Annotated in this window: 22 protein-coding genes; 16 read left to right on the forward strand and 6 right to left on the reverse strand. The window is 63.9% G+C overall.

All coding sequences use genetic code 11. From position 1 onward, the window contains the following. Positions 1–177 precede the first annotated feature (177 nt). From QCE64_RS23325 to QCE64_RS23360, 8 genes are all read left to right on the forward strand, one after another. Positions 178–1,623 carry an ABC transporter ATP-binding protein gene (locus tag QCE64_RS23325; RefSeq protein ID WP_309933519.1) on the forward strand — a complete coding sequence of 482 codons (1,446 nt, stop codon included), beginning with the start codon at positions 178–180 and terminating at the stop codon, positions 1,621–1,623. Continuing rightward, entirely contained in the window at positions 1,620–4,868 is a 3,249-nt protein-coding gene (locus QCE64_RS23330) for a glycosyltransferase (protein WP_310006482.1), read from the forward strand. The genes QCE64_RS23325 and QCE64_RS23330 overlap by 4 nt, the downstream gene beginning before the upstream one ends. A 191-nt stretch (positions 4,869–5,059) precedes the next feature. Further along, on the forward strand, positions 5,060–6,442 hold the full coding sequence (locus QCE64_RS23335; RefSeq protein ID WP_310006484.1) for a hypothetical protein: 1,383 nt from the start codon (positions 5,060–5,062) through the stop codon (positions 6,440–6,442). 148 nt (positions 6,443–6,590) lie between these two features. Next, a complete protein-coding gene (gene rfbB / locus QCE64_RS23340; protein WP_310007334.1) occupies positions 6,591–7,652 on the forward strand; it encodes a dTDP-glucose 4,6-dehydratase in 1,062 nt (353 codons plus the stop codon). Positions 7,653–7,663: 11 nt separating this feature from the next. Next, positions 7,664–8,557: a glucose-1-phosphate thymidylyltransferase RfbA gene (rfbA, locus tag QCE64_RS23345; RefSeq protein WP_309924050.1), complete on the forward strand. Its 894-nt coding sequence runs from the start codon at positions 7,664–7,666 to the stop codon at positions 8,555–8,557. Then, positions 8,542–9,093: a dTDP-4-dehydrorhamnose 3,5-epimerase gene (gene rfbC / locus QCE64_RS23350; RefSeq protein WP_309933523.1), complete on the forward strand. Its 552-nt coding sequence runs from the start codon at positions 8,542–8,544 to the stop codon at positions 9,091–9,093. Before rfbA ends, rfbC begins: the two co-directional genes overlap by 16 nt. Further along, positions 9,090–9,989, forward strand: coding sequence for a dTDP-4-dehydrorhamnose reductase (gene rfbD, locus QCE64_RS23355; protein WP_310006486.1), 900 nt, complete (start codon positions 9,090–9,092; stop codon positions 9,987–9,989). Before rfbC ends, rfbD begins: the two co-directional genes overlap by 4 nt. 139 nt (positions 9,990–10,128) lie before the next feature. Then, a complete protein-coding gene (locus tag QCE64_RS23360; RefSeq protein WP_310006488.1) occupies positions 10,129–11,112 on the forward strand; it encodes a LacI family DNA-binding transcriptional regulator in 984 nt (327 codons plus the stop codon). 11 nt (positions 11,113–11,123) lie between these two features. Here the strand turns inward: QCE64_RS23360 and QCE64_RS23365 are convergent, their stop codons facing one another. Both QCE64_RS23365 and QCE64_RS23370 read right to left on the reverse strand, forming a co-directional pair. Next, complete coding sequence (locus tag QCE64_RS23365; RefSeq protein WP_309933526.1) at positions 11,124–11,864, reverse strand: enoyl-CoA hydratase/isomerase family protein; 741 nt, start codon at positions 11,862–11,864, stop codon at positions 11,124–11,126. A 34-nt stretch (positions 11,865–11,898) separates the two neighbouring features. Next, the gene (locus QCE64_RS23370; RefSeq protein WP_309924059.1) at positions 11,899–13,215 is read right to left on the reverse strand and encodes an MFS transporter; all 1,317 of its coding nucleotides are present in this window, start codon (positions 13,213–13,215) and stop codon (positions 11,899–11,901) included. A 270-nt stretch (positions 13,216–13,485) separates the two neighbouring features. Between QCE64_RS23370 and QCE64_RS23375 the strand changes: the two genes are divergently transcribed. Further along, positions 13,486–14,364 carry an isocitrate lyase/PEP mutase family protein gene (locus QCE64_RS23375; protein WP_309836317.1) on the forward strand — a complete coding sequence of 293 codons (879 nt, stop codon included), beginning with the start codon at positions 13,486–13,488 and terminating at the stop codon, positions 14,362–14,364. Between the two features lie 50 nt (positions 14,365–14,414). Next, on the forward strand, positions 14,415–15,203 hold the full coding sequence (locus QCE64_RS23380) for a carboxymuconolactone decarboxylase family protein (RefSeq protein ID WP_309924060.1): 789 nt from the start codon (positions 14,415–14,417) through the stop codon (positions 15,201–15,203). Here QCE64_RS23380 and QCE64_RS23385 read toward each other — a convergent pair. Beyond that, positions 15,175–15,873 carry a GntR family transcriptional regulator gene (locus tag QCE64_RS23385; RefSeq protein ID WP_309924062.1) on the reverse strand — a complete coding sequence of 233 codons (699 nt, stop codon included), beginning with the start codon at positions 15,871–15,873 and terminating at the stop codon, positions 15,175–15,177. The two genes, QCE64_RS23380 and QCE64_RS23385, sit on opposite strands and share 29 nt — an antisense overlap. A gap of 101 nt (positions 15,874–15,974) precedes the next feature. Here QCE64_RS23385 and QCE64_RS23390 point away from each other — a divergent pair, with 101 nt between their 5' ends. Genes QCE64_RS23390 through QCE64_RS23400 form a run of 3 tightly spaced genes read left to right on the forward strand, consistent with a single transcriptional unit; the run spans position 15,975 to position 19,706 of the window. After that, entirely contained in the window at positions 15,975–17,285 is a 1,311-nt protein-coding gene (locus QCE64_RS23390; protein ID WP_309924064.1) for an MFS transporter, read from the forward strand. 22 nt (positions 17,286–17,307) lie between these two features. Beyond that, positions 17,308–18,264, forward strand: coding sequence for a D-2-hydroxyacid dehydrogenase (locus QCE64_RS23395; protein ID WP_310007336.1), 957 nt, complete (start codon positions 17,308–17,310; stop codon positions 18,262–18,264). 35 nt (positions 18,265–18,299) lie between these two features. After that, positions 18,300–19,706, forward strand: coding sequence for an MFS transporter (locus tag QCE64_RS23400; RefSeq protein WP_309924066.1), 1,407 nt, complete (start codon positions 18,300–18,302; stop codon positions 19,704–19,706). Positions 19,707–19,731: 25 nt separating this feature from the next. Here QCE64_RS23400 and QCE64_RS23405 read toward each other — a convergent pair whose 3' ends face one another. Beyond that, positions 19,732–19,872 carry a hypothetical protein gene (locus QCE64_RS23405; RefSeq protein WP_310006490.1) on the reverse strand — a complete coding sequence of 47 codons (141 nt, stop codon included), beginning with the start codon at positions 19,870–19,872 and terminating at the stop codon, positions 19,732–19,734. 91 nt (positions 19,873–19,963) lie between these two features. Next, entirely contained in the window at positions 19,964–20,107 is a 144-nt protein-coding gene (locus QCE64_RS23410; RefSeq protein WP_310006492.1) for a hypothetical protein, read from the reverse strand. Positions 20,108–20,159: 52 nt separating this feature from the next. On the opposite strand from QCE64_RS23410, the gene QCE64_RS23415 reads away from it, so the two are divergent. The 3 genes from QCE64_RS23415 to QCE64_RS23425 all read left to right on the forward strand — a co-directional run bounded on the left by QCE64_RS23415 (position 20,160) and on the right by QCE64_RS23425 (position 25,468). After that, positions 20,160–24,176, forward strand: a complete 4,017-nt coding sequence (locus tag QCE64_RS23415) for an RHS repeat-associated core domain-containing protein (RefSeq protein WP_310006494.1) — start codon at positions 20,160–20,162, stop codon at positions 24,174–24,176. A gap of 2 nt (positions 24,177–24,178) precedes the next feature. Continuing rightward, on the forward strand, positions 24,179–24,499 hold the full coding sequence (locus QCE64_RS23420; RefSeq protein WP_309930430.1) for a hypothetical protein: 321 nt from the start codon (positions 24,179–24,181) through the stop codon (positions 24,497–24,499). A gap of 513 nt (positions 24,500–25,012) precedes the next feature. Next, entirely contained in the window at positions 25,013–25,468 is a 456-nt protein-coding gene (locus QCE64_RS23425; protein ID WP_309930429.1) for a hypothetical protein, read from the forward strand. Here the strand turns inward: QCE64_RS23425 and QCE64_RS23430 are convergent. Further along, positions 25,368–26,675, reverse strand: coding sequence for a cyanate transporter (locus QCE64_RS23430; protein ID WP_310006496.1), 1,308 nt, complete (start codon positions 26,673–26,675; stop codon positions 25,368–25,370). The genes QCE64_RS23425 and QCE64_RS23430 overlap by 101 nt on opposite strands. Positions 26,676–26,830: the final 155 nt, after the last annotated feature.

Raw genomic sequence — 26,830 nt, forward strand, 5'->3', positions numbered from 1 at the left:
GCATGGCAGACGTATCCGGGTGGTTTGGCAGGGCGAAGGCGGCCGTGCGTCTGGACGTTCGCCGCGCGGCGCGTCACGACGCTGACGGCTCGCCGGCAGGACATGCTTTCATCCTGCGCGGCGGCTGTGTGCCTGCCGCGCGTTCGACACGGAATGGCGATGTTTTCTGATCCGGGCATGAATCGCCCCCATCCTGACAGGCAGGACGAGATCGCCATTCGTGTCGAGAGCCTTTCCAAGCGTTTCGCCGTCTACGAGACGCCGCTCGAACGGCTGAAGCATCTCGTCATGCCGAAGCGCAAGAAAGGCTGGAGCGAATTCTGGGCGCTGGACAATGTCGACCTGAAGATCGGGCGGGGCGATACGGTCGCCATCATCGGCCGCAATGGTTCGGGCAAATCCACGCTGCTGCAGATCTTGTGTGGCACGCTCACCGGCACGTCCGGCAGCGTAGAGGTGAATGGCCGCATTGCGGCGCTGCTCGAACTGGGCGCGGGGTTCAACATCGAGTTCACCGGCCGCGAGAACGTCTATGTGAACGGCGCGGTGCTCGGGCTGTCGCGTGAGCAGATCGATACGCGTTTTGCGGATATCGAGGCATTCGCCGAAATCGGCGAGTTCATCGACCAGCCGGTCAAGACCTATTCCAGCGGCATGTACGTGCGGCTTGCTTTCGCCGTGGCCATTCACGTCGATCCGCAGATCCTGATCGTGGACGAAGCGCTGGCCGTCGGCGATTCGCGCTTCCAGGCCAAGTGTCTGAACCGCATCAAGGCGATGCAGAAGGACGGCGTCACCATCCTGTTCGTCTCGCATGACGTCGGCGCGGTGCGCACGCTCTGCGAGCACGCGCTGTGGCTGGATCACGGCAAGGTGCGCATGTACGGCGACGCGTTCTCGGTCACGGCGCAGTACAACCAGTTCCTGTTCGAGAAGGACGACGAGGAGACGCCGACGCCGAAGCTGACGCACGAGGCGCCCGCCGGCGAGCCCGAGGCTGAAGGCGAAGCCGAGGCCACTGCGGCAGCGGACGGCACGCCTGCTCAAGCAGAAGCCGAAGCACAAGCCGAAACGCAAGCCGAAACGCAAGCCACCGAGCCCGAACCCGAACCCGAGCAGGACAGCGCAGTCGGGCTGATGGCCAAGCATCGGCCGATCAACCATTGGGGCAGTCATGTCGGCTGCATTACCGACGTGGGCATGTACCACGCGAACGGCGAGCGGCTCTCCACGGTCAACGCGCTCGACGAGATGGAGATTCGCGTGCGCGTGACGCCGCCCGCGACGGCGGACCGCTCGACCATGAGCGTCGCGTTCTCGCTGAAGGACCTGCGCGGCACGGACCTGATCGTTTCCACCACGTGGGACCAGGGCTCGATGGACTTCACGCAGGCCGGCGAGACGGTGCTGGTGCGCTTCAAGCTGACCAACCGGCTCAACGCAGGCAATTACCTGCTGGCGGTGGCGCTCGAAGATCGCGCCAGCGTCCTGCCGCAATACTACGAATACATAGAAGGCGCGCATTACTTCACGTCGATGACCGAGCACAGGGTGTATGGCACCTTCGTCGCCGACGTCGAACAGGTCATGGAAGCGCAATCCGGACGGCGAGTCTACGCATGAGCGATCAAAACGGCATCAACAGCAACGAGTACTGGGACAAGCGTTTCGAAACCGACTGGGACAAGCTCGGCGGCCGCGAGCAGAGCCGCTTTTTCGCGCGCGTCGCGGTCGAGGCGCTGCCTGCCTGGTTCGTGCAGAAGGTCCGCCACGAGAAGCTGCGCGTATGCGATTTCGGTTGCGCGGAAGGCGACGGCACGGACGTGCTCGCGCAGGTGCTGGCGTGGGACATGACGGGCATCGACTTCTCGCAGCCCGCCATCGAGAGCGCGAACACGATGTACCACAGTGCGCGTTTCTCGCACGAGAACCTGCTGGATCGCCCGGACCGTCCGGCGTTCGACGTCATGTTCTCGTCGAATACGCTCGAGCACTTCGCGCGTCCCTGGGACGTGTTCGACGCCATTTCGAACTACGCGACGAAGTATGTCGTGCTGCTGCTGCCTTACCGTGAGTTCGACCGTCATTCCGAGCACGAAGTGACGTTCGATGCGCCGAACATTCCGCTCGCGCCGAAGGCCGGCTGGACGCTCGTGTACGAGTCGGTCGCGGATACGCGTCTGCACGAGCCGAGCTTCTGGCCGGGCTTCCAGATCCTGCTGATCTATGCGCGCAACGAGGAGGTCGCCGCGCTGCAGATGACGATGTCCGATGCGCGCATCAACGGCTCGGGCAGCGCGGACCATACCCTTGCCGAACTGCGCGCGGAACAGCAGCGCATGCGCGAGGTCGAGGCGCAGTCCGCCGCCGACAAGGCCCGCGCGGAGGAAGCGGTGGCGCAGCTGGACGCCGTGAAAGCCGAGGCGCGCGATGCACAGCTTGGCGTGGCGCATGCGGCGACGCATCTGGCCACGCTCACGCAGCGCTGCGACGTGCTGCGCGAGCGGCTTCAGACGGCTACCGAAGAACACGGGGCCCAGATCGGCGCGTTCGAGCGCATGCATCGCGACAACCTGAAGGAGCTGGATGCCGCCGCTCAGCGCGCGGCCACGGTCGCGAACGAGCTGACCGACTACATTCACTATCTGCGGCAACGCGAGCACACGCTGCAGAGCGAACTGAACCTGATCCACAAGAGCCGTAGCTGGCGCTGGACTTCATTGGCGCGTCAGGTGCAGGAGTGGCTGCGCCGCCGCATGAGCGACGTCAATTACGCCTACACGCACGGCGGCGTGCTGGACACGGCGCAGCGCATGTTCGCCTATGTGCCGAAGCATCTGCGGCGGCGTGCCGGTGCGGACGCGGCGCCTGCGCCGGTTGCATCGGCCGCGCCCGTGGAAACCGCTGCGCCGGTGGTCGCGGAAGCCGTCACGCCGGTCACCGTGATTCCGCCGAAGCTGCCGAGACAACGTCCCGACGCCCAGGCCGATGTCTTCGTCTTCAGCATCATCGACTGGCACTTCCGGATTCAGCGCCCGCAGCATCTGTCGCGCGAACTCGCGCAGGCGGGCCATCGGGTGTTCTTCTTCACGAACTATTTCGAGGATGCGGACGAGCCGGGTTTCTCGGTCGAACGGCTGGACGAAGCGTTGCCGCTCTTCCAGATCAAGCTGAAGGTCAAGGGCGCGCCGCAGATCTACTTCTCGCCGCCCGACGAAGACGCGCTCAACCAGATGCGCACGGGCATGCGGCTGTTCACGGAGTGGACCGGCACCGATCATTCGTGGTCGATCATCCAGCATGCCTTCTGGTATCCGCTCGCGACGAGCCTGCAATCCGACGACCTGCTGTACGACTGCATGGATCACCATGAAGGCTTCGGCAATGTCTCGCCGGAACTGATCGAGGTCGAGAACCGGCTGATGCACAACGCGGACCTGCTGATCGCCACCTCGTCGTTCCTGGAGAAGGAAGCGCGCGAACGCAATCCGCGCGTGGCGGTGATCCGCAATGCCTGCCAGTACAGCGACTTCTGCAACGCGCCCGCCGAACGCTTCGTCGATCCCCAAGGCCGGCGGATCATCGGCTACTACGGTGCGATCGCCGACTGGTTTGACGCGGATCTGGTCGCGCAAGTCGCCGAGTCCTTCCCGGATGCACTCGTCCTGCTGGTCGGCGCGGACACGGCTGGCGTGCGCGAGCGTCTCGCGGGCTACGACAACGTGCAGATGACGGGCGAGGTGCGTTATACCGAGCTGCCGTACTACCTGTACGCCTTCGATGTCTGCATGATGCCGTTCCAGGTGATCCCGCTCACGCTGGCGACCAACCCCGTCAAGATCTACGAATACCTGGCGGCAGGGCGGCCGGTGGTGTCGGTGGATCTGCCGGAAATGGCGCAGTTCGGCGAACTGGTGCGCACGGCGACTACCTACGACGGTTTCGTCGATCAGCTGCGCGCCGCGCTGGCGGCGTTGCCTGATTCGAAGGCGGTCGTCGCGCGCCGCAAGGCCTTCTCCGCGGGACAGACCTGGGCGCATCGCGTCAACGACATCCGCCGCGCCGTGGAAACCCTGCCGCGGCCCACGGTGAGCGCCATCGTGCTGACTTACAACAACATCCATCTGACGATGGACTGTCTCGAGAGTCTGGTGCGCAACACGGCCGGCGTGGATCTGGAGATCGTCGCGGTCGACAACGCCTCCAGCGACGGCTCGCGCGCCTACCTGACCGCGTGGGCCGCGGCGCACTCGAACGTCAAGCTGATCCTGAACGACAAGAACCTCGGCTTCGCGGGCGGCAACAACGTCGGGCTGGCCGCGGCGACGGGCGACTACCTCACGATCCTGAACAACGACACGGTCGTCACACGCGGCTGGGCACGGCGGCTCGTCAATCATCTGCGCCACCATCCGGAGATCGGGATCATCGGGCCGGTGACCAACAATATCGGCAACGAGGCGCGCCTGACGACGCACTATCGCGGCATCGACGAGATGCACATCGAAGCCCGTTCGCTCACGGAGCCTTACCGGGGCGAGTGGTTCGAACTGAGCGTGGCCGCGTTCTTCTGCGTGATGATGCCGCGCAGCACGTATGAGCGTTGCGGGCCGATCAGCGAGGACTACGGCATCGGCTTTTATGAAGACGACGACTATTGCCGGCTGGTGGAATCGGCGGGGCTGCGTGTGGCCTGCGCGGAAGACGTGTTCGTGCATCACTATCTCTCCGCGTCCTTCAACAAGCTCGGCGAGGAGCGAAAGCTCGCCTTGCTCGCGACGAACCGCGCGGTCTATGAGGCGAAGTGGGGCACGTGGATGCCGCACAAGTCGCGCGAGCGGTCCAGGGTCGAGGGGGCGGCGGTCTGATCGCGCATAGCGCGGGTTCGAGGCGGCTCGGCTGCTTGTGCAACCTGCCGGAGGCCGGCACCGCGCGCGCCGGCCTGGCGCTTGATTCATGTCTTTCGCGGGCGTTCAGCCATTCCTTTTTCGGGAACGGCGCACGCCCGCGCACATCCGGCGCGCGCTGACGCGCCAGTCATCAGAACGGAGTTTCAAACATGCAGGTCTGGTCCCGCACGGCCTCGGGAGAAGGGCGCGTCAACTTGCCCTTGATGATCGCCGTCGCGTTCGTTGCTTTCTTCATGACGGCGTTCTATGTGTCATACGCACACGCCGCCTGGTTCTTCCAGGACGACTTTGGCTTCCTCGAGCGTTATGCAGCAGTGGTCAAGCTCCCGGAGATGTGGCGCTTCACCAACTTCGGCCGCTTCATCACGCGCAACGTCTACTGGCACTACGGCCAGCAGCTCTTCGCACTGGACGCGCTGTATTTCTATCTCTTCAATCTCTTCTGCATCGGCGTGACCAGCGTGCTGGCCGGGCTGATCGTCACGCGCGGTCATGACCGGTTCGCGGGCGTCGTCGCGGGCCTGTTCTACTACGCATTGCCCGCGACCGCCGCTTCCTACGTGTGGCTGTCGAACTCGCAGCATCTGATCGGCCATCTGTTCGTGATGCTGTTCGTCTACCTGTTCATCAGCCATACGCCGTCCGCCGATGGCCGCACGCGCTTCGGCACCGTCCTCGCGCTGCTGGTCGTCCTGATACTTGGCTACATGTCGAACATCTTCATGTGCATGGCGGTCAGCCTGCCCGTCTGGATGCTCGCCACGGATGCGAAGCACCGGCGGGACTGGCGCAACTATGTGGTGCCGCTGGTGGGCATCGCATTGTTCGTCGTGTTCTTTCTGAAGCTGAAGGCGCAGCAGTCGGATGTGTATGCCACGTCGTACAAGCTTTCGGTTCTCTGGGAGAACGCCGCCTACTATTTCTACGGCAACGCGTCGCGCGTCGTGTGGGTGATCGTGGTGGTCGCGGGTGCGGCGAATTCATGGGCCAAAGGCAGGCTGCTCACGGCATGGCTGTTCCTGGCCTCGTTCGCGTTCTTCCTGCCTTTCGCGTTCCTGGTTCACCAGCACTACACGCAGTACGGCGAACTCGCGCAACTGTTCTTCCTGATGGCCGTCCTGTGCGCGCTGCACGAGCTGCTGCCGGCGCGGGGTGTAAATCTTGCACGCTGGATCGGGGTGGCGGCGCTGCTGTTCATCTTCGGCGCGGCGTTCCGCGAACCGATTGCCTATTTCAGCCGCGAGCCTTATGGCGCGACCGTGCGTGCGGACGTCGAAGCGCTGCGCAACTACGACCGCGCTCATCCGCAAGTCTCGGTGTATTGCTTCCGTCCGAGCCAGGCGACGGTCAATACATCGGGCGTAAAGACCTGGGATATTCCAGGCGAATGGTGGTTCTCGGGCTTCGGCACGGCCTATACCGTGTTCGTGAATCACAACAAGATCTTCAGGCTCGCGTCCGGGCCGGAAGCGCCCGCATGCGACGTTACGCTGGTGCTCGAGAACGGACACGTGCAGATTCCCGCGAACTGATGCTGCGCGGACCAGGACAAGCGTCCGTCGCACGGTGCGCGGTAACATATAATCCAGCGCGCCAGAACGGTGCTCCGCAAGGCGGAAAGCGCAAGGCGTGCATGGCATGGCAGTTCAAACAGAAGCTAGTGGAAGAAGAGAGGGCATCATGATTCTGGTCACGGGCGGCGCGGGGTTCATCGGCGCCAATTTCGTTGTCGACTGGCTCGCGCAGACGGATGAGCCCGTGCTGAACGTCGACAAGCTGACGTACGCCGGCAATCTCAAGACGCTCGAATCCCTCTGGAACGACACCCGTCACGTGTTCGCGCGCGCGGATATCTGCGATCGCGCGGCCATCGACGAGCTGCTGGCCCGGCACACGCCGCGCGCCATCCTGCATTTCGCGGCGGAGAGTCACGTGGATCGCTCGATTCACGGGCCCGCCGATTTCGTGCAGACCAATGTGGTCGGCACTTTTACCTTGCTCGAAGCCACACGCGTGTACTGGAGCAAGCTGCCCGAAGCCGACAAGCAGGCCTTCCGTTTCCTGCACGTCTCGACCGACGAAGTCTTCGGTTCGCTCTCGGCCACGGACCCGCAGTTCTCCGAGACCACGCCGTATGCGCCGAACAGTCCGTACTCGGCCACGAAGGCGGGGTCGGACCATCTGGTGCGCGCGTATCATCACACCTACGGCCTGCCGGTGCTCACGACCAACTGCTCGAACAACTACGGTCCGTTCCAGTTCCCCGAGAAGCTGATTCCGTTGATGATCGCCAATGCGCTCGGCGGCAAGCCGTTGCCGGTGTATGGCGACGGCCAGAACGTGCGCGATTGGCTGTACGTGGGCGACCACTGCGCGGCGATCCGTGAAGTGCTTGCGCGCGGCGTGCCGGGCGAAACGTATAACGTCGGCGGCTGGAACGAGAAGAAGAATCTCGATGTCGTGCATACGCTGTGCGACCTGCTCGATCAGGCGCGGCCCAAGTCGGGCGGTTCGTATCGCGACCAGATCACCTATGTGAAGGATCGCCCGGGCCATGACCGGCGCTATGCCATCGACGCGCGCAAGCTCGAACGCGAACTCGGCTGGAAGCCTGCGGAGACCTTCGAGACCGGCCTCGCGAAGACGGTGCAGTGGTATCTGGACAACCAGGCATGGTCCGACGAAGTCGCTTCCGGCGAGTACCGGAAATGGGTGGAAACCAACTACGCGCAGCGCGCGTGAGGGAACTGACGATGGCGCGCAAAGGCATCATTCTCGCGGGCGGATCGGGCACCCGGCTCTATCCGATCACGCACGTCGTCTCGAAGCAGCTGCTGCCCGTGTACGACAAGCCGATGATCTACTACCCGCTGTCGACGCTGATGATCGCGGGCATCCGGGACGTGCTGATCATCTCCACGCCACAGGACACGTCGCGTTTCGAGACGATGCTCGGCGACGGCAGCCAGTGGGGCATGAACATCCAGTACGCGGTGCAGCCTTCGCCCGACGGGCTGGCGCAGGCGTTCCTGATCGGCCGCGAGTTCATCGGCAACGATCCCTGCGCGCTGATCCTCGGCGACAACATCTTCTACGGGCACGATCTCGCCAAGCTGCTGGAAAGCGCGAATGCGCGCACGGAAGGCGCCACGGTGTTCGCCTATCACGTGCATGATCCCGAACGTTACGGCGTGGTGGAATTCGACCGCGAGTTCCGCGCGCTGTCGATCGAAGAAAAGCCCGAAAAGCCGCGCTCCAACTATGCGGTGACGGGCCTGTACTTCTACGACAACAGCGTGTGCAACATCGCGGCGGACATCAAGCCTTCGGCGCGCGGCGAACTCGAAATCACCGACGTCAACTCGTGCTACTTGAACGACGGCAAGCTCACCGTGCAGATCATGGGGCGCGGCCATGCCTGGCTCGACACCGGCACGCATGATTCGCTGATCGAAGCCGCCACGTTCATCGCCACGTTGCAGAAGCGGCAGGCGCTGGTGGTGGCATGTCCGGAAGAGATTGCCTTCCGCCGCCGCTGGATCGACGAGGAAGCCTTGCTCGCACTCGCCCGGCCGCTCGCGAAGAACGCGTACGGACAATATCTGCTCAACCTACCGAAGGACCAAGTCGCATGGCCATCAGCGTAACCGCCACGGCATTGCCCGAAGTCAAGATCATCGAGCCGAAGGTCTTCGGTGACGCACGCGGCTTCTTCTACGAAAGCTTCAACGCCCGCGAATTTGGCGAGCTCGTGGCGCCCGGCGTCGAGTTCGTGCAGGACAATCACTCGCGCTCGGCTCGCGGCGTGCTGCGCGGCCTGCATTATCAGATCGAGCATGCGCAGGGCAAGCTCGTGCGCGTGGTGGAAGGCGAAGTGTTCGATGTCGCCGTCGATATCCGCAAGCATTCGCCGAACTTCGGCAAATGGGTGGGCGTGGCGCTCTCGGAAGCGAACCATCGGCAATTGTGGGTGCCGCCGGGGTTTGCGCATGGTTTCGTGGTGCTGTCGGAGTCGGCCCAGTTTCTCTACAAGACCACCGACTACTGGTATCCGGAACACGAGCGCAGCCTCGTCTGGAACGACGAGACCATCGGCATCGAATGGCCCATCGACTTCGAGCCGATGCTCGCCGCGAAAGACCGCGACGGCAAGCGCCTCGCCGAAGCGGATTGCTACGCATGAGCGCGCCCGCCTTGCCCGCCATCCTGCTGACCGGCGTGAACGGTCAGGTCGGGTTTGAACTCGCGCGGACCTTGCAGGGTTTGGGACGCGTGGTGGCGCTGGATCGCCAGGCGCTCGACCTGCGCGATCTCGAGCGCGTGCGCAGCGTGCTGCGCGAGCTGCGGCCGGCGGTCGTCGTGAATCCCGCGGCCTATACGGCGGTGGATCGCGCGGAAGACGAGCGCGACGAAGCCCACCATCTCAATGCGGCCTTGCCCGCGACGCTCGCCGAGGAATGCGCCCGCACGAATGCCTGGCTCGTGCATTACTCGACGGACTACGTTTTCGACGGCGCGAAGGACACGCCCTATGTGGAATCCGACGCTGTCGCTCCGCTCAACGTCTATGGCGAAACCAAGCTCGCCGGGGAACAGGCGATTGCGGCAAGCGGCTGCCGGTATCTGATCCTGCGCACGAGCTGGGTCTATGGCGCACGCGGCGCGAACTTCATGCGCACCATCCTGCGGCTGGCGGAGCAGCGCCCGGAACTGACGATCGTCGCGGACCAGTTCGGCGCGCCGACCTGGAGCCGGACCATCGCCGAACTCAGCGCCGGCATGCTGAGCCAGATTGGCTACGCGGAACGCACCCGGCCCGGCTCGGCCGATGCGCTCAGCGGCCTCTATCACCTCACCAACGGCGGGCGCACGTCCTGGTGCGAGTTCGCCGGCGAGATCCTGCGCGTGTGGGGCAAGACGGAGCAGACGCGCGTGACGCCGATTCCGGCCAGCGCCTATCCGGTGAAAGCACGCCGTCCGGTCAACTCTTGTTTGTCCAACGCGAAGCTCGCGGCGGCCTTCGGCCTCGCCGCGCCCGACTGGCGGCACGCGCTCGAACTGTGCGCGCAGCAGACCTGATTCACGCCTGCATCGTCATCCAGTAACATGGCCGCACGGCGCACAGGGCGGCCGGTTCAGGCGCGGGCATGACCTCGTCGCGCGCCGCATCAGGAGCGAGATCAGGGTGGGAAGAAAAGGAGCGACTCAGGCGACCTCGATGAAAGACGTCGCGCGTCTCGCCGGCGTATCGACAATGACCGTCTCGCGCGCCATGCGCTCGCCGGGCAGCGTCTCGCCACACGTGCTGGAGAGCGTGCGCGCGGCCATCGAGGCGAGCGGCTATGTGCCGAACCGCATCGCGGGCAGCCTGTCGTCGAATCGCTCCACCGTGGTCGCGCTCGTCGTGCCGAGCCTGCGCAATGCGCTCTATGCCGAGACCATCAAGGGCATCTCCGAAGTGCTCACGCGCAACGGGCTGCATCTGATGATCTCGGACAGCGGACTCGATCTCGACGAAGAAGAGAAGCTCGTCGCCGAATACGTCGCGATGCGTGTCTGCGGCGTGATCCTGCACAACACGAAGCACACGCCGCGCACCGTCACCATGCTGCGCAACAACGGCATCCCCTGCGTGGAGACCGGCAATCTCAGCGGCGACCCCATCGACATGGTGGTCAGCTACTCGAATCATGCCGCGGGCAAGGCCATGGCGCGGCATCTGCTCGAACTGGGCTATCGGCGTTTTGCGTTCGCGAGTCTCGCGGTGGCGGGCAGCGACCGGCTGCGTCAGCGACGCAACGGCTTTCTCGCGGAACTCAAGCGTGCGGGCGCCGGCATTGCGCCGGGGCTCGTGCTGGAAGTGGAGCCGGGACTCGAAAGCGGTTCACGCGCGCTGGCGCGTATCGTTGAACAGGAGCCTTCGGTGCAGGCCGTGTTCTTCGCCGGCGACGTGCTCGCCGCCGGCGCCGTGTTCGAATGTCAGCGGCGCGGCATCGCGGTGCCGGGACGCATCGCGGTGGCCGCATCCGATGACAACGAGCTGATGCAGAACATCGTGCCGCCCATCACCACGGTTGCATTTCCGCGCTATGAGATCGGCGTGCGCAGCGCGAGCATGATCGTCGCGCGGACCAAGGGGGTGACGCTGCCGGTGTCGAGCGTCGATGTCGGCTTCGAAGTGATCCAGCGCGGCAGTACCTGAGCGCGGTTGCTTTAACCGAGGCCGCTTTCGTCCATCGCTTTCAAGGCAGCGATCAACGCAAAGCGCGACTGCTCGACCGCCTCGTTCGGATTGCTGCAACGCGTGTTGTAGTAGAGATCGCGGCCAAGACTCACGATGTCGCGATTCCATTGCGCCGTGCAGCCCGCCAGTTCCACGGCATGCTCCAGCACGCTGTCCGCCGGCACGATCTCGTTGACGAGATGGAACTGCTGCGCCTCCGCCGCGCTCAGCAGCCGCGCGCGATACACCATGTCCCACAGCACCTTCTTCGGCAGACTGTCCTTCACGATGGCCAGCGCGAGAAACGGAAACAGTCCGTGCGCGATTTCCGGCAGACCGAAGGTCGCGCCTTCGTGCGTGACCGCGAGATCGCACGCGGTGAGCAGGCTGAAGCCGCCCGCATGCGTGGGGCCGTTGTTCGCGCAGACCAGCGGCTTGCCGACGCGCGTCATCGCCCGTTCCATGTCGCTGAACGCGCGCGCGAAGCCGAGCCGGCCTTCGCTCGTGCCGCCCGCGCTCATGTAGTCGCCGCCGGTGCAGAAGACTTCGCCGTGGCCTGTGAGCACGACGCCGCTCACCGACTTGTCGATGCGCGCCGCCTCGAACGCGCGCACGGCCTGCTCGGCCATGGCTTGCGTGACGCGATTGTTCTTGTCCGGCCTGCACATCGTGAGGATGCGGACGCTGCCGCGGTTTTCGATTTCGATCGTGCCTTGCTGCGCTGCATTCATGGCGGGTTTCCGTTTGAGTGGTCGATGAGAAGAGTCAGCCGCGCGCCTCGCGAAGCGCCTGCGCGGCGTCCTGCGTGTTCATATCCCGGCGATAGTGCCGGCTGACGACCGCAAGAATCAGCCACGCGATCACGCCATACGCGCCGATGGCCTGCAATCCGCCCGCCGTGCTGCCGGTCGCATCCTTGATGACGCCCACCACGTAGGGCGCGGCGAAGCCCGACAGGTTGCCGAGCGAGTTGATCGCCGCGAAGCCGATGGCCGCGACCGCCGGCCCGAGCAAGCCGGGCAGCAGCGCCCAGAAGACCGGCAATGCCGAGAACACGCCGAACGAAGCGAGGCACAGCAAGGCCAGCTTCAGCGCGGGCACGGCGACGAGCGTCGAGCCGACGAGCCCGATAATGCCGAGCGCCATCGGCAGCAAGACATGGAAGCGGCGTTCGCCATGACGGTCCGAGCGCCGGCTCCACCACATCATGCCGAATGCGCCGACGGCAAACGGAATCGCGGCGACGATGCCTACCTGCATCAGACTCAGATGGAACTCGCGCACGATCTGCGGCAGGAAGAAGCTCAGCCCGAAGTTGATGCCGACAATGCCGAAGTAAGCGGCCGCCAGCATCAGCACGAGCGGCCGTTTCACGATGTTGAGGAAGCCGTGCTCGTTGAACGCGACGCTGCGCGTGCGTTCCGCATTGAGCGTGGCATCGAGCCAGGCGCGTTCGTCGTCGGCGAGCCATTCGGCTTGCGCGGGGGAATCGCGCAGCACCTTCAGCACGACGGCCGCGAGCACGAGTGAAGGCAGTGCTTCGGCGATGAACATCAGTTGCCAGCCCTTCAGGCCGAAGACGCCGTCATGGCTCAGCAGCCATCCGGACAAAGGTGCGCCGAACACGCTGGCGAACGGCATCGCGGCCATGAACACGCCCACCACGCGGCCGCGATGACGCTCCGGCACCCAGTAGGTCAGGAACAGGATGACGCCCGGGAAGAAGCCCGCTTCGGCGGCACCGAGCAGCACGCGCACGATGTAGTAGCTCCATGGCCCGGTAATGAACGCCGTGGCCCCTGACAGGATGCCCCACGTGAGCATGATGCGCGCGATCCAGCGGCGCGCGCCCACGCGTTCGAGCGCGAGATTCGACGGTACCTCGAAGAAGAAGTAGCCGATGAAGAACAGTCCTGCACCCAGGCCAAACACGGTGGAGGAAAACTTGAGATCCGCACTCATGGTCAGCGCGGCGAAACCGACGTTGACGCGATCGAGGAATGAGATCACGAAACAGATGATGAGCAAGGGCACGAAGCGGCGCGTGACCCGGCGCATGGTTCGCGATTCGATGTCGGACATGGGTGTGTCTCCTGGAGCGGCCGGGTGGTTTTGGTCCTGTCTGTGCATGCATTATCTTGAGCGAGCAGGGCTTGCGAGGAATAGGGGAATACCCTTCGCGCTGGTCTCAGGCATCCCGATTTAAGCCTTGAAACTATTGATAATTAACGATAAAACAAAATTCGTGCTGATGTGATATCGATATCAAATAATCACCTTGAAGCCTTGCTTCCTGCGATGAGTTATCGATATCATGAAACCTCGTCATTCACGCAAGCAGGGGAGAAGACCTTGAACCGTTCCGCCCAATTCCGCGAGTTGCTCAAATCCCCGCCGTTCGTGTGCCTGGGCGCACACGACGCCGTCACCGCCATGCTGGCCGAACAGGCCGGCGCGAAGGCCATCTATGTGAGCGGCTTCGCGGCGTCCGCCATCGTCGCCGGGCAGCCCGACGTGGGCCAGCTCACGCAGACGGAAATGTTCGATCACATCCGCCGCATCTGCCGCGTGACCAAGGTGCCGGTCTTCGCCGATGCCGACACCGGTTACGGCGGCGTGCTCGACTGCCAGCGCACCATCAAGCTGTGGGAAGAAGCAGGTGCGTCGGTGCTGCATCTGGAAGATCAGGCGGTGCCGAAGAAGTGCGGTCACTTCGCGGGCAAGCAGCTGGTGCCGAAGGAAGAGATGCAGCAGAAGCTCGCCGCGATGCTGGCCGCGCGCACGGATCCGAATTTCTTCATCGTCGCGCGCACCGATGCGATCGCGGTGACGGGTCTGAACGACGCCATCGAGCGGCTCGAATCGTATGCCGCGATCGGTGCGGACGGCCTGTATGCCGATGCGCCTGAAAGCATCGACCAGATGCGCGAACTGATCCGCCGCCTTAAGCCGCTCGGCAAGCCGATCCTGTTCAACATGGCGCGTTCGGGCAAGAGCCCGTACCTGTCGTTGAAGGAAGTGCACGAGATCGGTTTCGACTACGCGCTGTGCCCGATCGAACCCATGTTCGCGATGCACAAGGCCGTCAAGGAAATGATGGAGATCTTCATGCGCGAAGGATCCACCAATGCGGTGGCGGATCGCCTGACCTCGTTCGAGGATTTCAACAAGTTTGTCGGCCTCGACAAGGCCGTCGCGGAAGAGGCGCGCTACGCGAACATCGGCCGCTGAGCTTGCGGCGATGCCGGGCGCAGCCATGTCCTGCCAAGCCTGGAGGAGACATGCACATCAAGGACCGCATCAGGCATTTTGCCGCGCAGGGCGGGACCTGGAACGCCTCGCTCGATGCGCTCGCGGACGCCGCGCCCGAGTTCATCGACGCGTGGCTCGACTTCGCGGGCAAGCCGCTGCGGCACGGGCCGCTTGCGCCGAAGACCAAGGCGCTGATCGGTCTCGCGCTCAATGCGGCGATGACGCATCTGCACGAGGACGGCATCCGCGAACATTTGCGCCGGGCGCTGGACCATGGCGCGACGCGCGAGGAACTGGTGGAGGTGCTGCAACTGGTCAGCGTGATGGCCGTGCATGCGTGCACGCTCGGCGTGCCGATCCTCGCCGAATGCCTGGCGCTCGATCCGCATCAGGCCGACGAACTGCAACGCAGCGACGCACGCCGCGACGCGTTGCGTGCGGAGTTCGAGGCCAAGCGCGGCTACTGGAATCCGCTGTGGGAAACGCTGCTTGCGCTCGATCCGGAGTACTTCAAGGCTTTCATCGATTTTTCGGCGGCGCCGTGGTTGTCGGGCGCGCTGGAGCCGAAGGTCAAGGAGTTCGTGTATATCGCGGTGGCGGTATCGGCGACGCATCAGTTCGCGCCGGGTACGCGCATCCACATGAAGAACGCACTGGGGTATGGCGCAAGCGCGGCTGAACTGCTGGAAGTGATGCAGCTGGCCAGCGCGATGGGCATTCAGAGCTTCACGGTGGCGTGGCCCTTGCTCGACGAAGCCATCGCGGAGCATGCGGCGGCGGGGGACGCGCTCAGACCTGATCGAGGCGAAAGTCCCTGAGCGTGGCGAGCTGCTTCTGCACGCCGCGCGCGCGGTGTTCGCGAAACAGGCGTTGCGCGGTATCGGCATCGGCGCGGGCGAGCGCTGCGACGATCTCGCGATGTTCGCCCGCCGATGCGTGCGGTTTCGGCCCGAGCTTCAGCGTGATGAAACGCACGCGATGAATCTGGTCCCAGTACTTGCGCACGATCTGCTCGAGCCGCGCGTTGCCGCACAGCTTGAGGAGATGAAGGTGGAAGGCTTCGTCGGCGGCGGCCCAGGCTTCGAGGTCGTCCTTCGCGAGCGCGCGGTCCATGGCGACGCACGCGCGTTCGAGCGCTTGCAGATCCTTCGCGGCGGGCTTGCTCACGGCGACGAGTTCCGCGGCGGTCGCTTCGAGGCTGGTGAGGATCTGATAGATCTCGCGCATGTCCGCGACCGACACCGGCAACACGCGCATGCCGCGACGCGGCACGAGTTCGACGAGGCCTTCGTCACGCAGACGCACCATCGCCTCGCGAACCGGCGTGCGGCTCACGCCGAAGGCTTCGGCGAGCTCCTGTTCGGTGGCGTAGGCGCCGGGGCGCAGCGCGTTGTCGAGAATGCGCGCGCGGATCTGCGTGAAGACGGTATCGGAAGAGGTGGTGCGTGAAGAAGGGACGGCGGTCTCGTTCGCTGGAGTCTTCGGCATGGAGGTCGCTCGATGATGATGCGCGCTGTCGCGGGCGTGCCAGGCTGAACGCATTATAGCCAGCGTGTTCACGCTGCATGACGATGTTCAAGGAGACCTGCATGGATGAACTCGAAGTCCGCACCATGCGCCGGGTGCTGCGGCGTTATGTGCCGCTGTTGATCGTGTGCTTCGTCGTGTCGTTTCTCGACCGCGTGAACATCGGCTTCGCCGCGCTGACGATGAATCGCGCGCTCGGCTTTTCGGCGACGACCTTCGGCATCGGCGCGGGCCTGTTCTTCATCGGCTATGTGATTTTCGAGGTGCCGTCGAACCTGATTCTCGAACGGGTCGGTGCGCGCCGCTGGATTGCGCGGATCATGCTGACCTGGGGCGTGCTGTCGGCCTGCATGGCCTTCGTGCAGGGACCGGCGAGCTTCTTCACGCTGCGCGTGCTGCTCGGCATCGCCGAGGCGGGCTTCTTTCCCGGCATCATGCTGTACTTCACGTACTGGATTCCGGGCGCGTGGCGCGCGCGGGTCGTGAGCGTCTTCATGGCCGCGATGCCGTTCGCCAATGTGTTCGGCTCGCTGTTGTCGGGCTGGCTGCTCGGACTCGACGGCGTGTTCGGCCTGCACGGCTGGCAACTGATGTTCATCGCGGAGGGCTTGCCCGCCGTGCTGCTCGCGTTCGCCGTGCTCGCCGTGTTGCGCGATACGCCCGCGCAGGCGCAGTGGCTCGCGCCGGACGAACGCGCGTGGCTCGCGAACACCATCGCCGCCGAACGCGCCCGCGTGCCCGCCGCGCGACACGGCGGCTGGAGCGCGGTGCGCAACCCGGTGATCGTGGCGCTGGCGCTGGCCTACTTCGGCATCAATCTGTCGATCTTCGGACTGAGCTTCTTCCTGCCGCAGATCGTCCGCGAGTTTCATCTGAGCCTGAGCATGGTCGGCGTGGTTGCGGCCATCCCGTTCTTCATCGCCGGCTTCGGCATGATGTGGTGGGGCAGACGTTCCGACCGTCACGACGAACGCCGCTTCCACGTGCTGCTGCCGATGGCGCTCGCCGTCATCGGACTGGGCGGCTCGACGCTTGCAGCCGCTCCGGTTCTCAAGCTTGGCTTTCTCTGTCTTGCTGCGTTCGGCACCTTCTCGGCGGTGGCGATCTTCTGGTCCACCTTGCCGTTGCTGCTCGGACCTGCGGTCGCGGCCATCGGCTTCGGCGCGATCAACTCGTTCGGCAATCTCGCGGGCTTCACCGCGCCCTATGCGATCGGCGTCGTGAAGGACGCCACCGGTCATTTCGACGCGGGCATCCAGTTGATCGCGCTATACGGCTGCTTTGCGCTTGCGGCGCTGGCGTGGGCCATGCGCGGCCGGCACGGCCGGACCGGAAACGATGCGAACGAACTCGCCGCCACCGAGCGTCCCTGATCCACGAACCTCAATGACATCGATGAACATCGTCTTTCTCGACCGCGCCACCCTCGCTCCCCAGACCCGCCTGCGCCGGCCGGATTTTGCGCACACATGGCGCGAGTATCCGGCGACGGCCGCGCACGAAGTGGCCGAACGCATTCGCGATGCGGACATCGTCATCACGAACAAGGCGCCGATCAGCGCGGCCGCGCTCGAACACGCGCCGTGCGTGAAGCTGGTGGCGGTGGCTGCGACCGGCACGAACGTCATCGACCTTGAAGCGTGCAAGGCGCGCGGCATCGCCGTCTCGAACATTCGCGACTATGCGCGGCATACGGTGCCCGAACATACCTTCGCGCTGATCTTCGCGTTGCGGCGCAGTCTGGTTGCGTATCGCGAGTCGGTGCGCGCGGGCCGCTGGGAAGCGAGCGGCCAGTTCTGTTTCTTCGATCATCCGATCCGCGACCTCGCCGGCTCGACGCTCGGCGTCATCGGCGACGGCGCGCTCGGTCGCGCGGTGGCCGCGCTGGGGCAAGCGCTCGGAATGCGCGTGCTGATGTCGGCGCACAAGGGCCGCGAAGGCATGGGTTCGCTGTACACGCCGTTCGACACGGTGCTGCGCACGAGCGATGTCATCACGCTGCACTGCCCGCTCACGCCCGCGACGCGCAACCTGATCGACACGCCGGAGTTCGCCGCGATGGAGCGCCGCCCGCTGCTCATCAACACGGCGCGCGGCGGGCTCGTCAACGAGCATGCGCTGGGGCCGGCGCTGCGGGACGGGCGGATTGCCGGCGCGGGCTTTGACGTCGCGACGTCCGAGCCGCTCGCCGCCGATCACCCGTTCCGCGCCTTGCTCGACCTGCCGAACTTCATCCTGACGCCGCACGTTGCGTGGGCCAGCGAGGAGGCCGTGCAGGCGCTGGCGGACCAGTTGACCGGCAACCTCGAAGCGTTCGCGCGCGGTGCGCCGCGCAACCTCGTCATCGTCTGACCATCGTCTGACAAACATCGTTTCCGGAGACCGACATGCAGGCTGACACCCGTATCGGCGCACGCCTCGACAGCGTGCCGCTGTCCCGCTATCACTGGAAGTTGCTCGCGTTGATTGCAGCGGGCATGTATTTCGATTCGTTCGATATCTACATTGCCGGCACCGTGCTCGCCGCGATGATCAAGAGCGGCGAGTCCACGCTGCAACTCAACGCGACCTTCGTCTCGGTGACCTTCATCGGCATGATGGCGGGCGCGTGGCTGTCCGGCGTGATGGGCGACCGCTACGGACGACGCTTCTGCTATCAGTTCAATCTGCTGATCTACGGTCTTGCTTCCATTGCGGCGGCGCTCGCGCCCTCGATGACCTGGCTGATCTTCTTCCGGCTCGTGATGGGTATCGGGATGGGCGCGGAGATCGTGGTTGGCTACGGCACGCTGAGCGAGTTCATTCCGCCTGCGTGGCGCGGCCGCTTCGGCACCATCGTCAATCTCATCATCAACTCGTCGCTGTTTCTCTCGACGCTGCTCGGCTGGATGATCGTGCCGCATTACGGCTGGCGCTGGATGTTCGCGATTGCCGGCGTGGGCGCGCTGGTCGCGTGGTTCCTGCGCAAGCGGATGCCGGAATCGCCGCGCTGGCTGGCGTCGAAAGGGCGTGAGCGCGAGGCGCTGGCGGTGGTCGAGTCGATCGAGGCTGCTTGCGGGGTGACGTCTTCTGTGTCGCCTTCTGTGTCGTCTCCGGTTGCGCGTGAGAGCGTGCCTGAGGCGAGCAGCCGTCTCCGCGACCTGTTCGCGCCCGGCATGCGTGCGCGCACCATCAGCGCGATCACCGTACTCGTGGTGCAGTTCGTCGCGCAGTTCGCGTTTGTCAGCTGGATCCCGACTTTTCTCGTCAAGGAAGGCCACACGATTTCCAGTTCGCTCGGCCTGACGGCCATCATGTTCGCGGGCGGACCGGTTGGATCGCTCATTGCCTTTCTGCTGACGGAGCGCATCGGGCGCAAGTGGGGCATCGTCGCGTTCTCGCTGATCTGCGCGGCGCTCGGCGTCGGCTATCCGTTCGCGCAATCCGAATTCGTGATCGCCGTGCTGGGGTTTGCGATTACTGCGTGTCTATATGTGTTGTCGTCGTTCACGATCGCCAGCTATGTGCCGGAGCTGTTTCCCACTGCTTTGCGGCTGCGTGGCACGGGGCTCGCGAATACCATCGGGCGCGCGGTCAGCATCGCGTTGCCTTATGCCGTGGCGGCGGCGTATGCGGGCACGGGCATCGCGGGCGTGCTGACGCTGATCGTCGGGACGCTGCTGGCGCAGGCGTTGATCGTCGGGATGTTCGGGCCGGAGACGAAGAACCGGTCGCTCGAGGCGATCTCGGTGGGGACGGAGGAAGGGGCGCGGGAGCGTGGGGAGGGGGTGGGCGCGTTTGAGCGGGGGAGGTGAGGGGCTGGGAGTTTTCAGACTTTAATCATTCCGTTGCAGGGCTGGATGCAGCAGGCTCGATAGCTTCGAACAACGAGGCTTCGAGCGCATGATGCGGACAGGGCACCTTATCCTTCTGGTTGACCGTTGCCGGATCAATCTCAAGCTGAGCATGGCGGAAATCCATGTTCAGCAGCCAATCGGCAGGGAAGAAGCCTGATGGGCATGCTGGCGGTCACGCACCTGACGCCCGTCGTCGGCGTGGACGTGCATCTGATTCAGACGCCCGCGGGCGTCGTCTTGCCGCTGCCGCATCCGCATGTGGGCTTCGTGCTCGATCCGATGGAATACCTGTCGACGCTGCCGGAAGGCGTCGGCAGCATGGTGTCGATGGGGATGATGGCGATGAGTGCGGGAGCCATCGTCAAGCTGGGGATGCGCAGTGTGAGCGCGGCGGCGGTCGCGGCGGGCGCGATGGCCGCTGCGGTGACTGCCGGCGGTGGCGGTGGTCCGATCTGGATCAACGGCCTGATGCGCTCGACCGCCGGCACGCAGACCATGCATCTGCCTGGGCTGCATTTTCCGATCGGCGGTGTCTTTACTGGCTCTGATGCGCCCAAGCCCGCGGGTAACGGCGAGGCCTTCCTCGGCAGCATGACCGTGCAGGCCAACGGTGATCCTATGGCCTATGCGGTGCTGCCCGCGCTGACCTGCTGGTTCACGGGCATGCTTTCGCTGTCACACAACAGTGAGCACACCCGGCGTGGAAGCATGTCGCTGCCCACCTCGATCATGCTGCCGATTCCGGCATCCCGTCCGGTGCTGGTGGGCGGTCCGCCCGTGCCCAGCATCGCGGCGCTCGCGGGCATGGCGATGCGTGCAGCCTTCTCCCATGGCCTGTCCAAACCGTCGCGTGCCTGCCACGTGTCCAGGGCGATTCAGGATCGCGTGGGCAACGGACGATGGGGCAACTTCGTCAGTCTGGTCGCCAGATGGGTCTTTGGCGAACCGGTCAACGGCATCACGGGTGAGGTCGTGGTGCAGCAGCACGATTTCACCGTGCCGGGACGGCTGCCGCTCGTGTGGAACCGTCGTTACGCAAGTCACGACACCCGTCTGGGCGCAGTGGGCTGCGGCTGGCAGTCGCCTGCTGATATCCGCATCGAACTCTTCGAGCACGATGGCGGAATCGGCAGCATCGTCTGCTTCCCTGACAAATGGGTGTGCTTCGATCAGATGCCAGCGGATGAAGGCTGGGGTGCGCGGATCATCGAAGGCGTCGGAGGGTATGCGCTCTATCTCGACGGCACGCGTTTGATCGTGCGAAGTCGGGAAGGCATCGAACACCGCTTCGCGATGCCCGAGCAATGGCGCGAACAGGCGCTTGCCGCCAATCCGCAGCAACCGCTCCAGTCGTGGCTTACGCAATTCAACGATCTGAACGGCAATGCGTGGCGTATCGAGTTACCCAGTGAAGGCGCACTGCGCTTCATCGAATGGTCGGGCGATGCCGCGACGGGCCGCATCGTGCACTGCGCTGCGGGCGATGTGCCCGGCTGCATCGGCAGGGTGACATTGCACGACGCGCAAGGCCAACGCTGGCCGCTGGTGCGCTATGAGCAGAATGCGCGCAGCGATCTGATCGCGGTCCACGATGCGCTCGATCATCCCTACAGCTTCGGCTATGCCGGCGAGCACGTCATGGTGCGGCATACGGATCGCAATGGTCTGTCGTTTTACTACTCGCATCAAATGCATGACGACGGTCTGTGGCGCGTCGATCACGCATGGGGCGATGGCGGTCTTCATGACTATCGCTTCGACTATGACCTGACCTATCGCGAAACGCGCATCACCGATTCGCTGGGCGGACTCATGCGCCTGCAATGCGATCAACGCGGGTTGCCGGTCATGCTGATCGATCAGTTGGGTGGCATGTCCAGTTATCGCTATGACGGGCTGGGACGCACGGTTGCAGCAGTGGACCCTGCAGGAAACAGGACCACGTGGGAATACGATCTGTGCGGCAATCTGCTGACGCACACGTTGCCGAATCGCAGCGCGACGCGCACCCAATACGACGATGAACAGCGCCCGGTTCAGATCACCGATCCCGAAGGCGGCCAGTGGAAACAGGCATGGGACACGCGCGGTAATCTCGTTGCGCAGACTACGCCTTCGGGCCTTGTCACCGCATTCGCTTATGACCCACGCGGTCAATTGGTTCGGGTGCGCAACGCCGCCCAACAGGTCACGACCCTCGACTATGACCCGTTGGGTTATCTGGTCGGATTGACCGATCCGCTCGGACGCACCACGCGTCTGAAGCACGATGCACGCGGCAAGCTGATCGAGCGGCAAGCGCCGGGCGAGGAAACCGCCACCTATAAATGGGACGCCAAGGGGCGACTTACGGCCTTCATGCTGCCGGGGTATCGCCTGGTGTACTGCAAATACGACGCAGAAGACAACCTCACGCAGTACACCGATGAAGCGGGCCACATCACGCGTTTCAGCTTCTTTGGACAGGGCCAGTTGGTGAGCCGCATCGACGCCAATGGCAGCGTCACGCACTATCGCTACAACACGGAAGAACAACTGGTTGGCGTGATCAATGCGCGGGGCGAAACGTGGCATCTGAAGCGCGATGCGGTGGGACGGCTGATCGAGGAAATCGGCTATGACAAGCGCTCGCGCCGCTACGCCTACGATCCGGCGGGGCATCTGACGCAGAGTATCGATCCGTTGGGGCAGGTGCTTACGGTGTCGTGCGATCCGTTGGGGCGCATCGTACGGCGTGCGGTTGCAGGCAGCGATCAAAGCGAAGCATTCGCGTACGACAAACGCGGCCAGTTGATCCGCGCAAGCAATGCAAACGGCATAGTCAAGCGCGCCTATGACCCCGATGGGCAACTGCTGATGGAGTTGCAACAGCACGTCGACGCGACGGGAACGCTCGCGTATGCCTACGACGCGGCGGGGCGTCTGATCGAGCAGACGCGCAAGCTGCAAACAGCCGATTCCGTGTTCGAGCAGACGCTCACGTACACGTATGACGCGCTGGGTGCGCCGCAGTCCATCCAGATCGACGACAACGCACCGATCCGCTTCACGCGCGATATTGCGGGACGGCTGGCTCGTACACAGTTCACCGGAAGCCTCGAACACGTCTACGAATATGACCACGCAGGACGCCTGGCGCGTCATGCAACCCGCGGCGCAGGCTTGCACGACGATGAAACTAACTTTCGCTATGACATCAGCGGCAATCTGATTGAACGCCGCGACAGCCGCTCAGGCAGCGATCAATTCAGCTACGACCCGCTCGGGCGCATTGTGGCGCATACCGATCCGATTGGGCGGCTGAAGTATTTCGCCTACGACGCCCACGGAGACCGCTTCAAGGTCGTACGTGACGACGAACGCGGACGAGAACTGCAGCACAACGATGGCGCGCGCTGGCTACTGGACGCGGCGGGCCAGATGGTGATACGCCAAGGCGGCGGACAGGGTGTGCAGCACTTCGAGTGGGATGCGTTCGGGAGGTTGGTGGGCTTCGAGAACACGCACAACGAGCGCTGGGCGTATCGCTATGACGCGCTGGGACGGCGCATCGGCAAGCGGGCGACCGAGGCGTGGCATGGAAAACATAGCCAGCACGGTTCGCAAACCTGGTTCCTGTGGGACGGCGATGCGATGGCGGGTGAGGTACGGAGCGCTTCGAACAAACACGACACAGCACGCTTCTATGCCTACCACCTGGGCAGCTTCGAGCCCCTGGCGATGCAGACAAAGTCCGCCTCATCGAAGCATCTTTACTTCTACCAAAACGACCCGAACGGCGCGCCGGTATGCCTGCGCAACGCAGACGGCGAGATCATATGGGAGGTACACTACGGCGTCACGGGTAGGGTCGATCATGTCGGGACGCAGCGCATCGAGCAGCCGATCCGGTTGCAGGGCCAGTACTTCGACGAAGAGTCGGAGTTGCATTACAACCGGCACAGATACTTCGATTCCCAAACCGGCAGTTTCATATCGCAAGACCCGATTGGATTGCTTGGCGGGACGAATCCTTACCAGTTCGCGCCGAACCCGCTCGGGTGGATCGATCCGCTTGGGCTTGCATGTGGTGATGCAGTCGAGAGGCTTCCCGCATTACGTGGATGGTCTGTTGGGAGAATCCAGCAGATATTGCAGGACGCTGGATTTATCCGAACGAATCCGTTGAATCCTCGGAATCAGCGCTGGCGTCATTCGGATGGATCAGAGGTCCAAATACATGCCTATGGAAATGCGCAAAGTGGACCGCATAAATCTGGAAACAACGCCCATGCCCACAAATCTGTAGGAAAACACGGCGAGCCGGGAACGACTGAACTTGCAGACGATGGGCTGACTGTTGTAACGCAGTACTCAGCTGCGGCTCATATAGGACTTCGAAACCCACAGGATTTTCCTGCTGTTTCAGGACGAAATCATGGAGATTAGCCTTGTCTGCTGAATTGTTCTTATCCTTCCATGATGTGCACTGGTATGCAGAGCATAGGAAAGATATTGAACGTCAAATACAAATCCTTCCTACATTCCTCGATCAGAAGGATTCTGTCTACCGGATGCGTGGAACTGAGGAAAACGGCCAGCTGAAGTGGAACTATGATGTCCGCATATTTTTTAAGGAAGAAAATATCTTCCTGGAGGTTGGTGCTCACCCCCCAAGCATCGAGATTGATCTCAAATTTTTATTCGACTGGATGAGATCTGAAACAGCAATCTTCATCCTCGATGAGGACGGAGAGGAGTCCAAGTGGTAAAAGCAAATAGATCCCGACCAGTAAATTGTTACAGTAGTAACCTATTCTTGATCCATTAGTCGTCAGTCGACTGCGCTCAACATTGAATCCCACGCGCTGCGGTGACCTGACGCCGGCGTATTCGAACTGTGGTGCAGCAATCACCTCGCCAAGCTTGCATTAAGGCGGAAAAGTCCAAGCCGTCAGGAGGGGGCGGTGCCTCCCCCGCGATTTGCACATCAATCATTCACCGACAGCTGCTCGCACCCGCGCGACATCGACGCTGATCCGGCTTCATGCACCCCACTTGGCGCAGTTCCTGCCCTACCTCTCCTGGTGTTCTGTCGGGCATCGACCCCGCGACCCTGCCGAGCAAGGGAGCGGCGGGTTTTGCACGTCCGGACTAACCAACCCTACCGCCCACACGCGGTGCACACGCGCGCCAACATGGCGCGCAATGCGCCGCACCGGTGATGGATACAAATCAACCGCCCGCAAGCAAACCGAAAAAAGAACCGCCCAAGGACCAACCCCTTGAACAACCGCGCCTACGAAACCAGCCCGTCCCAATGCTCGCGCTGGAACCGCAAGCAAACACGCCTGCGCCCGGAAGCGCGGCGTGTGCTGCTTGCCTTGCCGGAACGCGTGCTGGGCGCCTCGCTGGTGTCGCTGTTCGAACTGAAGGGTTTTCCGTCGCAACTGGCGCTGGACGCCGCCACGGTCAAACACAGCATCGCCGAATGGCGTCCGCACGTGCTGTTGCTGGACACGCGCGTCGGCGGCAGCGCCAACTACGCGCTCGTGCGCGAACTCCGCACGGCCGCCGACGACGCAGACCGCCTGATCGTCGCGATGAGCGGCTTCCTCCCGGAGGAGCCCATCGCGCTGCTCAAGGAAGCGGGTTACGACGGCCACTGCCGCCGTCCGTGTCCGGTGTGGCAGATGACCGATCTGCTCGACGAATATTTCGCCTGCCACGCCGTGCGTTGATGGCTGGCCGCATCGCACGCGCATACCCCGACGGTCCGAACACGCCACTGAGCGCCAGCATCGCGACGAGGCTCGCGGACAGCATCATCCACGTCATCGAGAAGCCCCCGCTCAGATCGCGCACGACGCCCGCCACGACCGGCGCCAGCGCCGCGATCACGAAGCCCACGCCCTGCACGAAAGCGACGAGCCGCGCGGCGAGCGCGTGATCGTCGGCGTGATCGAGCGTCAGGACAAGGGACAGCGCGAACACGCCGCCCAGTCCGCCGCCCATCAGCGCAACCGCCGCAACGGGCGCGGCAAGCGGTGCGAGCAGCAGCAACGCGAAGCCGCCCAACTGCGCGATGAGCCCCAGCGCAAGCCACGGCCGACGATCCTTCGCATGCCCGAACCAGTGTCCGAAGCGCGCGGCGGCCATCGGCAGGAGCAGTGCCGATGACGCCTGGAAAACGGTCAGCAGCGCGAGCAGCGCGCCGCTTGCGCTCACGCTTTGGCCGAGTTGCTGGTAATACGCGGGCATCCATGCGACGAGACTGGTATATCCGCCGTTGACGAGCCCGAAGAAGACGCCGAGCGTCCACGCGCGGCGGTTGAGAAACAGCGACGGCGCGTCCGCGGCACGCTGCGTCGAAGAATGGCGCGGCAACGCATCGGCGCGCATCAGCGTCAGCCAGACGGCCAGCGCGACGAGCGCGGGAAGCGCCCAGACCGCGAGCCCGTCCTGCCACGACACGCGTGACGCCACGCCCGGCGTGATGCTTGCGCCGAGCCCGCCGCCCGCCATGATCGAGGCGGAATAGAGACCCATCGCAAACGGCAGGCGCGCAGCAAAACGCGTCTTCATGACGCCCGGCAATAGCGCCTGGATCACCGCGACGCCCGTACCCGCGACCGCCGCGCTGACGATCAGCGCCGTCGCGTTGCCCGCGAACCAGCGTCCCGCGCAAGCCGCCGCGATCGCAACCAGCCCGAGCGCCACGCCGCGCGCGTTGCCGACCGCCCGGGCGAGCGCGCTCGCGCCGAATGCGCACACGCCCATCGCCACGACCGGCAAGCCGGTGAGCAGCGACGCCCCGCGAAACGACAGTCCCGTCGCAGGCAGGATCACGCTCATCAGCGGGCTGATCGAGGTGAGCAGCGGCCGCAGGTTCAGTCCGATCACGACGATCACCACGAGCCACGCGAGGTCCGGCGTGCGCGGCTTCATTGCGCAATGCATGTCGATGTTTCCATGGGGCAGCCCTCGGTGAATCGTTCTTTTGGTTGACCATTTTATCAATTTTTGGTCAACCAAATATGCGCATGGGCTGATACAGCGGATTCGTGCGCCGGCGCAAGCACTCGTTACAATGCAGGACAATC

The organism is Caballeronia sp. LZ043, from assembly GCF_031451075.1.
Lineage (GTDB): Bacteria > Pseudomonadota > Gammaproteobacteria > Burkholderiales > Burkholderiaceae > Caballeronia.

What these genes read in the sequence shown, in the direction of transcription:
- QCE64_RS23325 (WP_309933519.1), top strand. Translation starts at nt 178, where the DNA reads ATGAATCGCCCCCATCCTGACAGGCAGGACGAGATCGCCATTCGTGTC.
- QCE64_RS23330 (WP_310006482.1), top strand. Translation starts at nt 1,620, where the DNA reads ATGAGCGATCAAAACGGCATCAACAGCAACGAGTACTGGGACAAGCGT.
- QCE64_RS23335 (WP_310006484.1), top strand. Translation starts at nt 5,060, where the DNA reads ATGCAGGTCTGGTCCCGCACGGCCTCGGGAGAAGGGCGCGTCAACTTG.
- rfbB (WP_310007334.1), top strand. Translation starts at nt 6,591, where the DNA reads ATGATTCTGGTCACGGGCGGCGCGGGGTTCATCGGCGCCAATTTCGTT.
- rfbA (WP_309924050.1), top strand. Translation starts at nt 7,664, where the DNA reads ATGGCGCGCAAAGGCATCATTCTCGCGGGCGGATCGGGCACCCGGCTC.
- rfbC (WP_309933523.1), top strand. Translation starts at nt 8,542, where the DNA reads ATGGCCATCAGCGTAACCGCCACGGCATTGCCCGAAGTCAAGATCATC.
- rfbD (WP_310006486.1), top strand. Translation starts at nt 9,090, where the DNA reads ATGAGCGCGCCCGCCTTGCCCGCCATCCTGCTGACCGGCGTGAACGGT.
- QCE64_RS23360 (WP_310006488.1), top strand. Translation starts at nt 10,129, where the DNA reads ATGAAAGACGTCGCGCGTCTCGCCGGCGTATCGACAATGACCGTCTCG.
- QCE64_RS23365 (WP_309933526.1), bottom strand. Translation starts at nt 11,864, where the DNA reads ATGAATGCAGCGCAGCAAGGCACGATCGAAATCGAAAACCGCGGCAGC.
- QCE64_RS23370 (WP_309924059.1), bottom strand. Translation starts at nt 13,215, where the DNA reads ATGTCCGACATCGAATCGCGAACCATGCGCCGGGTCACGCGCCGCTTC.
- QCE64_RS23380 (WP_309924060.1), top strand. Translation starts at nt 14,415, where the DNA reads ATGCACATCAAGGACCGCATCAGGCATTTTGCCGCGCAGGGCGGGACC.
- QCE64_RS23385 (WP_309924062.1), bottom strand. Translation starts at nt 15,873, where the DNA reads ATGCCGAAGACTCCAGCGAACGAGACCGCCGTCCCTTCTTCACGCACC.
- QCE64_RS23390 (WP_309924064.1), top strand. Translation starts at nt 15,975, where the DNA reads ATGGATGAACTCGAAGTCCGCACCATGCGCCGGGTGCTGCGGCGTTAT.
- QCE64_RS23395 (WP_310007336.1), top strand. Translation starts at nt 17,308, where the DNA reads ATGAACATCGTCTTTCTCGACCGCGCCACCCTCGCTCCCCAGACCCGC.
- QCE64_RS23400 (WP_309924066.1), top strand. Translation starts at nt 18,300, where the DNA reads ATGCAGGCTGACACCCGTATCGGCGCACGCCTCGACAGCGTGCCGCTG.
- QCE64_RS23405 (WP_310006490.1), bottom strand. Translation starts at nt 19,872, where the DNA reads ATGGATTTCCGCCATGCTCAGCTTGAGATTGATCCGGCAACGGTCAAC.
- QCE64_RS23410 (WP_310006492.1), bottom strand. Translation starts at nt 20,107, where the DNA reads ATGGCTCCCGCACTCATCGCCATCATCCCCATCGACACCATGCTGCCG.
- QCE64_RS23415 (WP_310006494.1), top strand. Translation starts at nt 20,160, where the DNA reads ATGGCCGCTGCGGTGACTGCCGGCGGTGGCGGTGGTCCGATCTGGATC.
- QCE64_RS23430 (WP_310006496.1), bottom strand. Translation starts at nt 26,675, where the DNA reads ATGAAGCCGCGCACGCCGGACCTCGCGTGGCTCGTGGTGATCGTCGTG.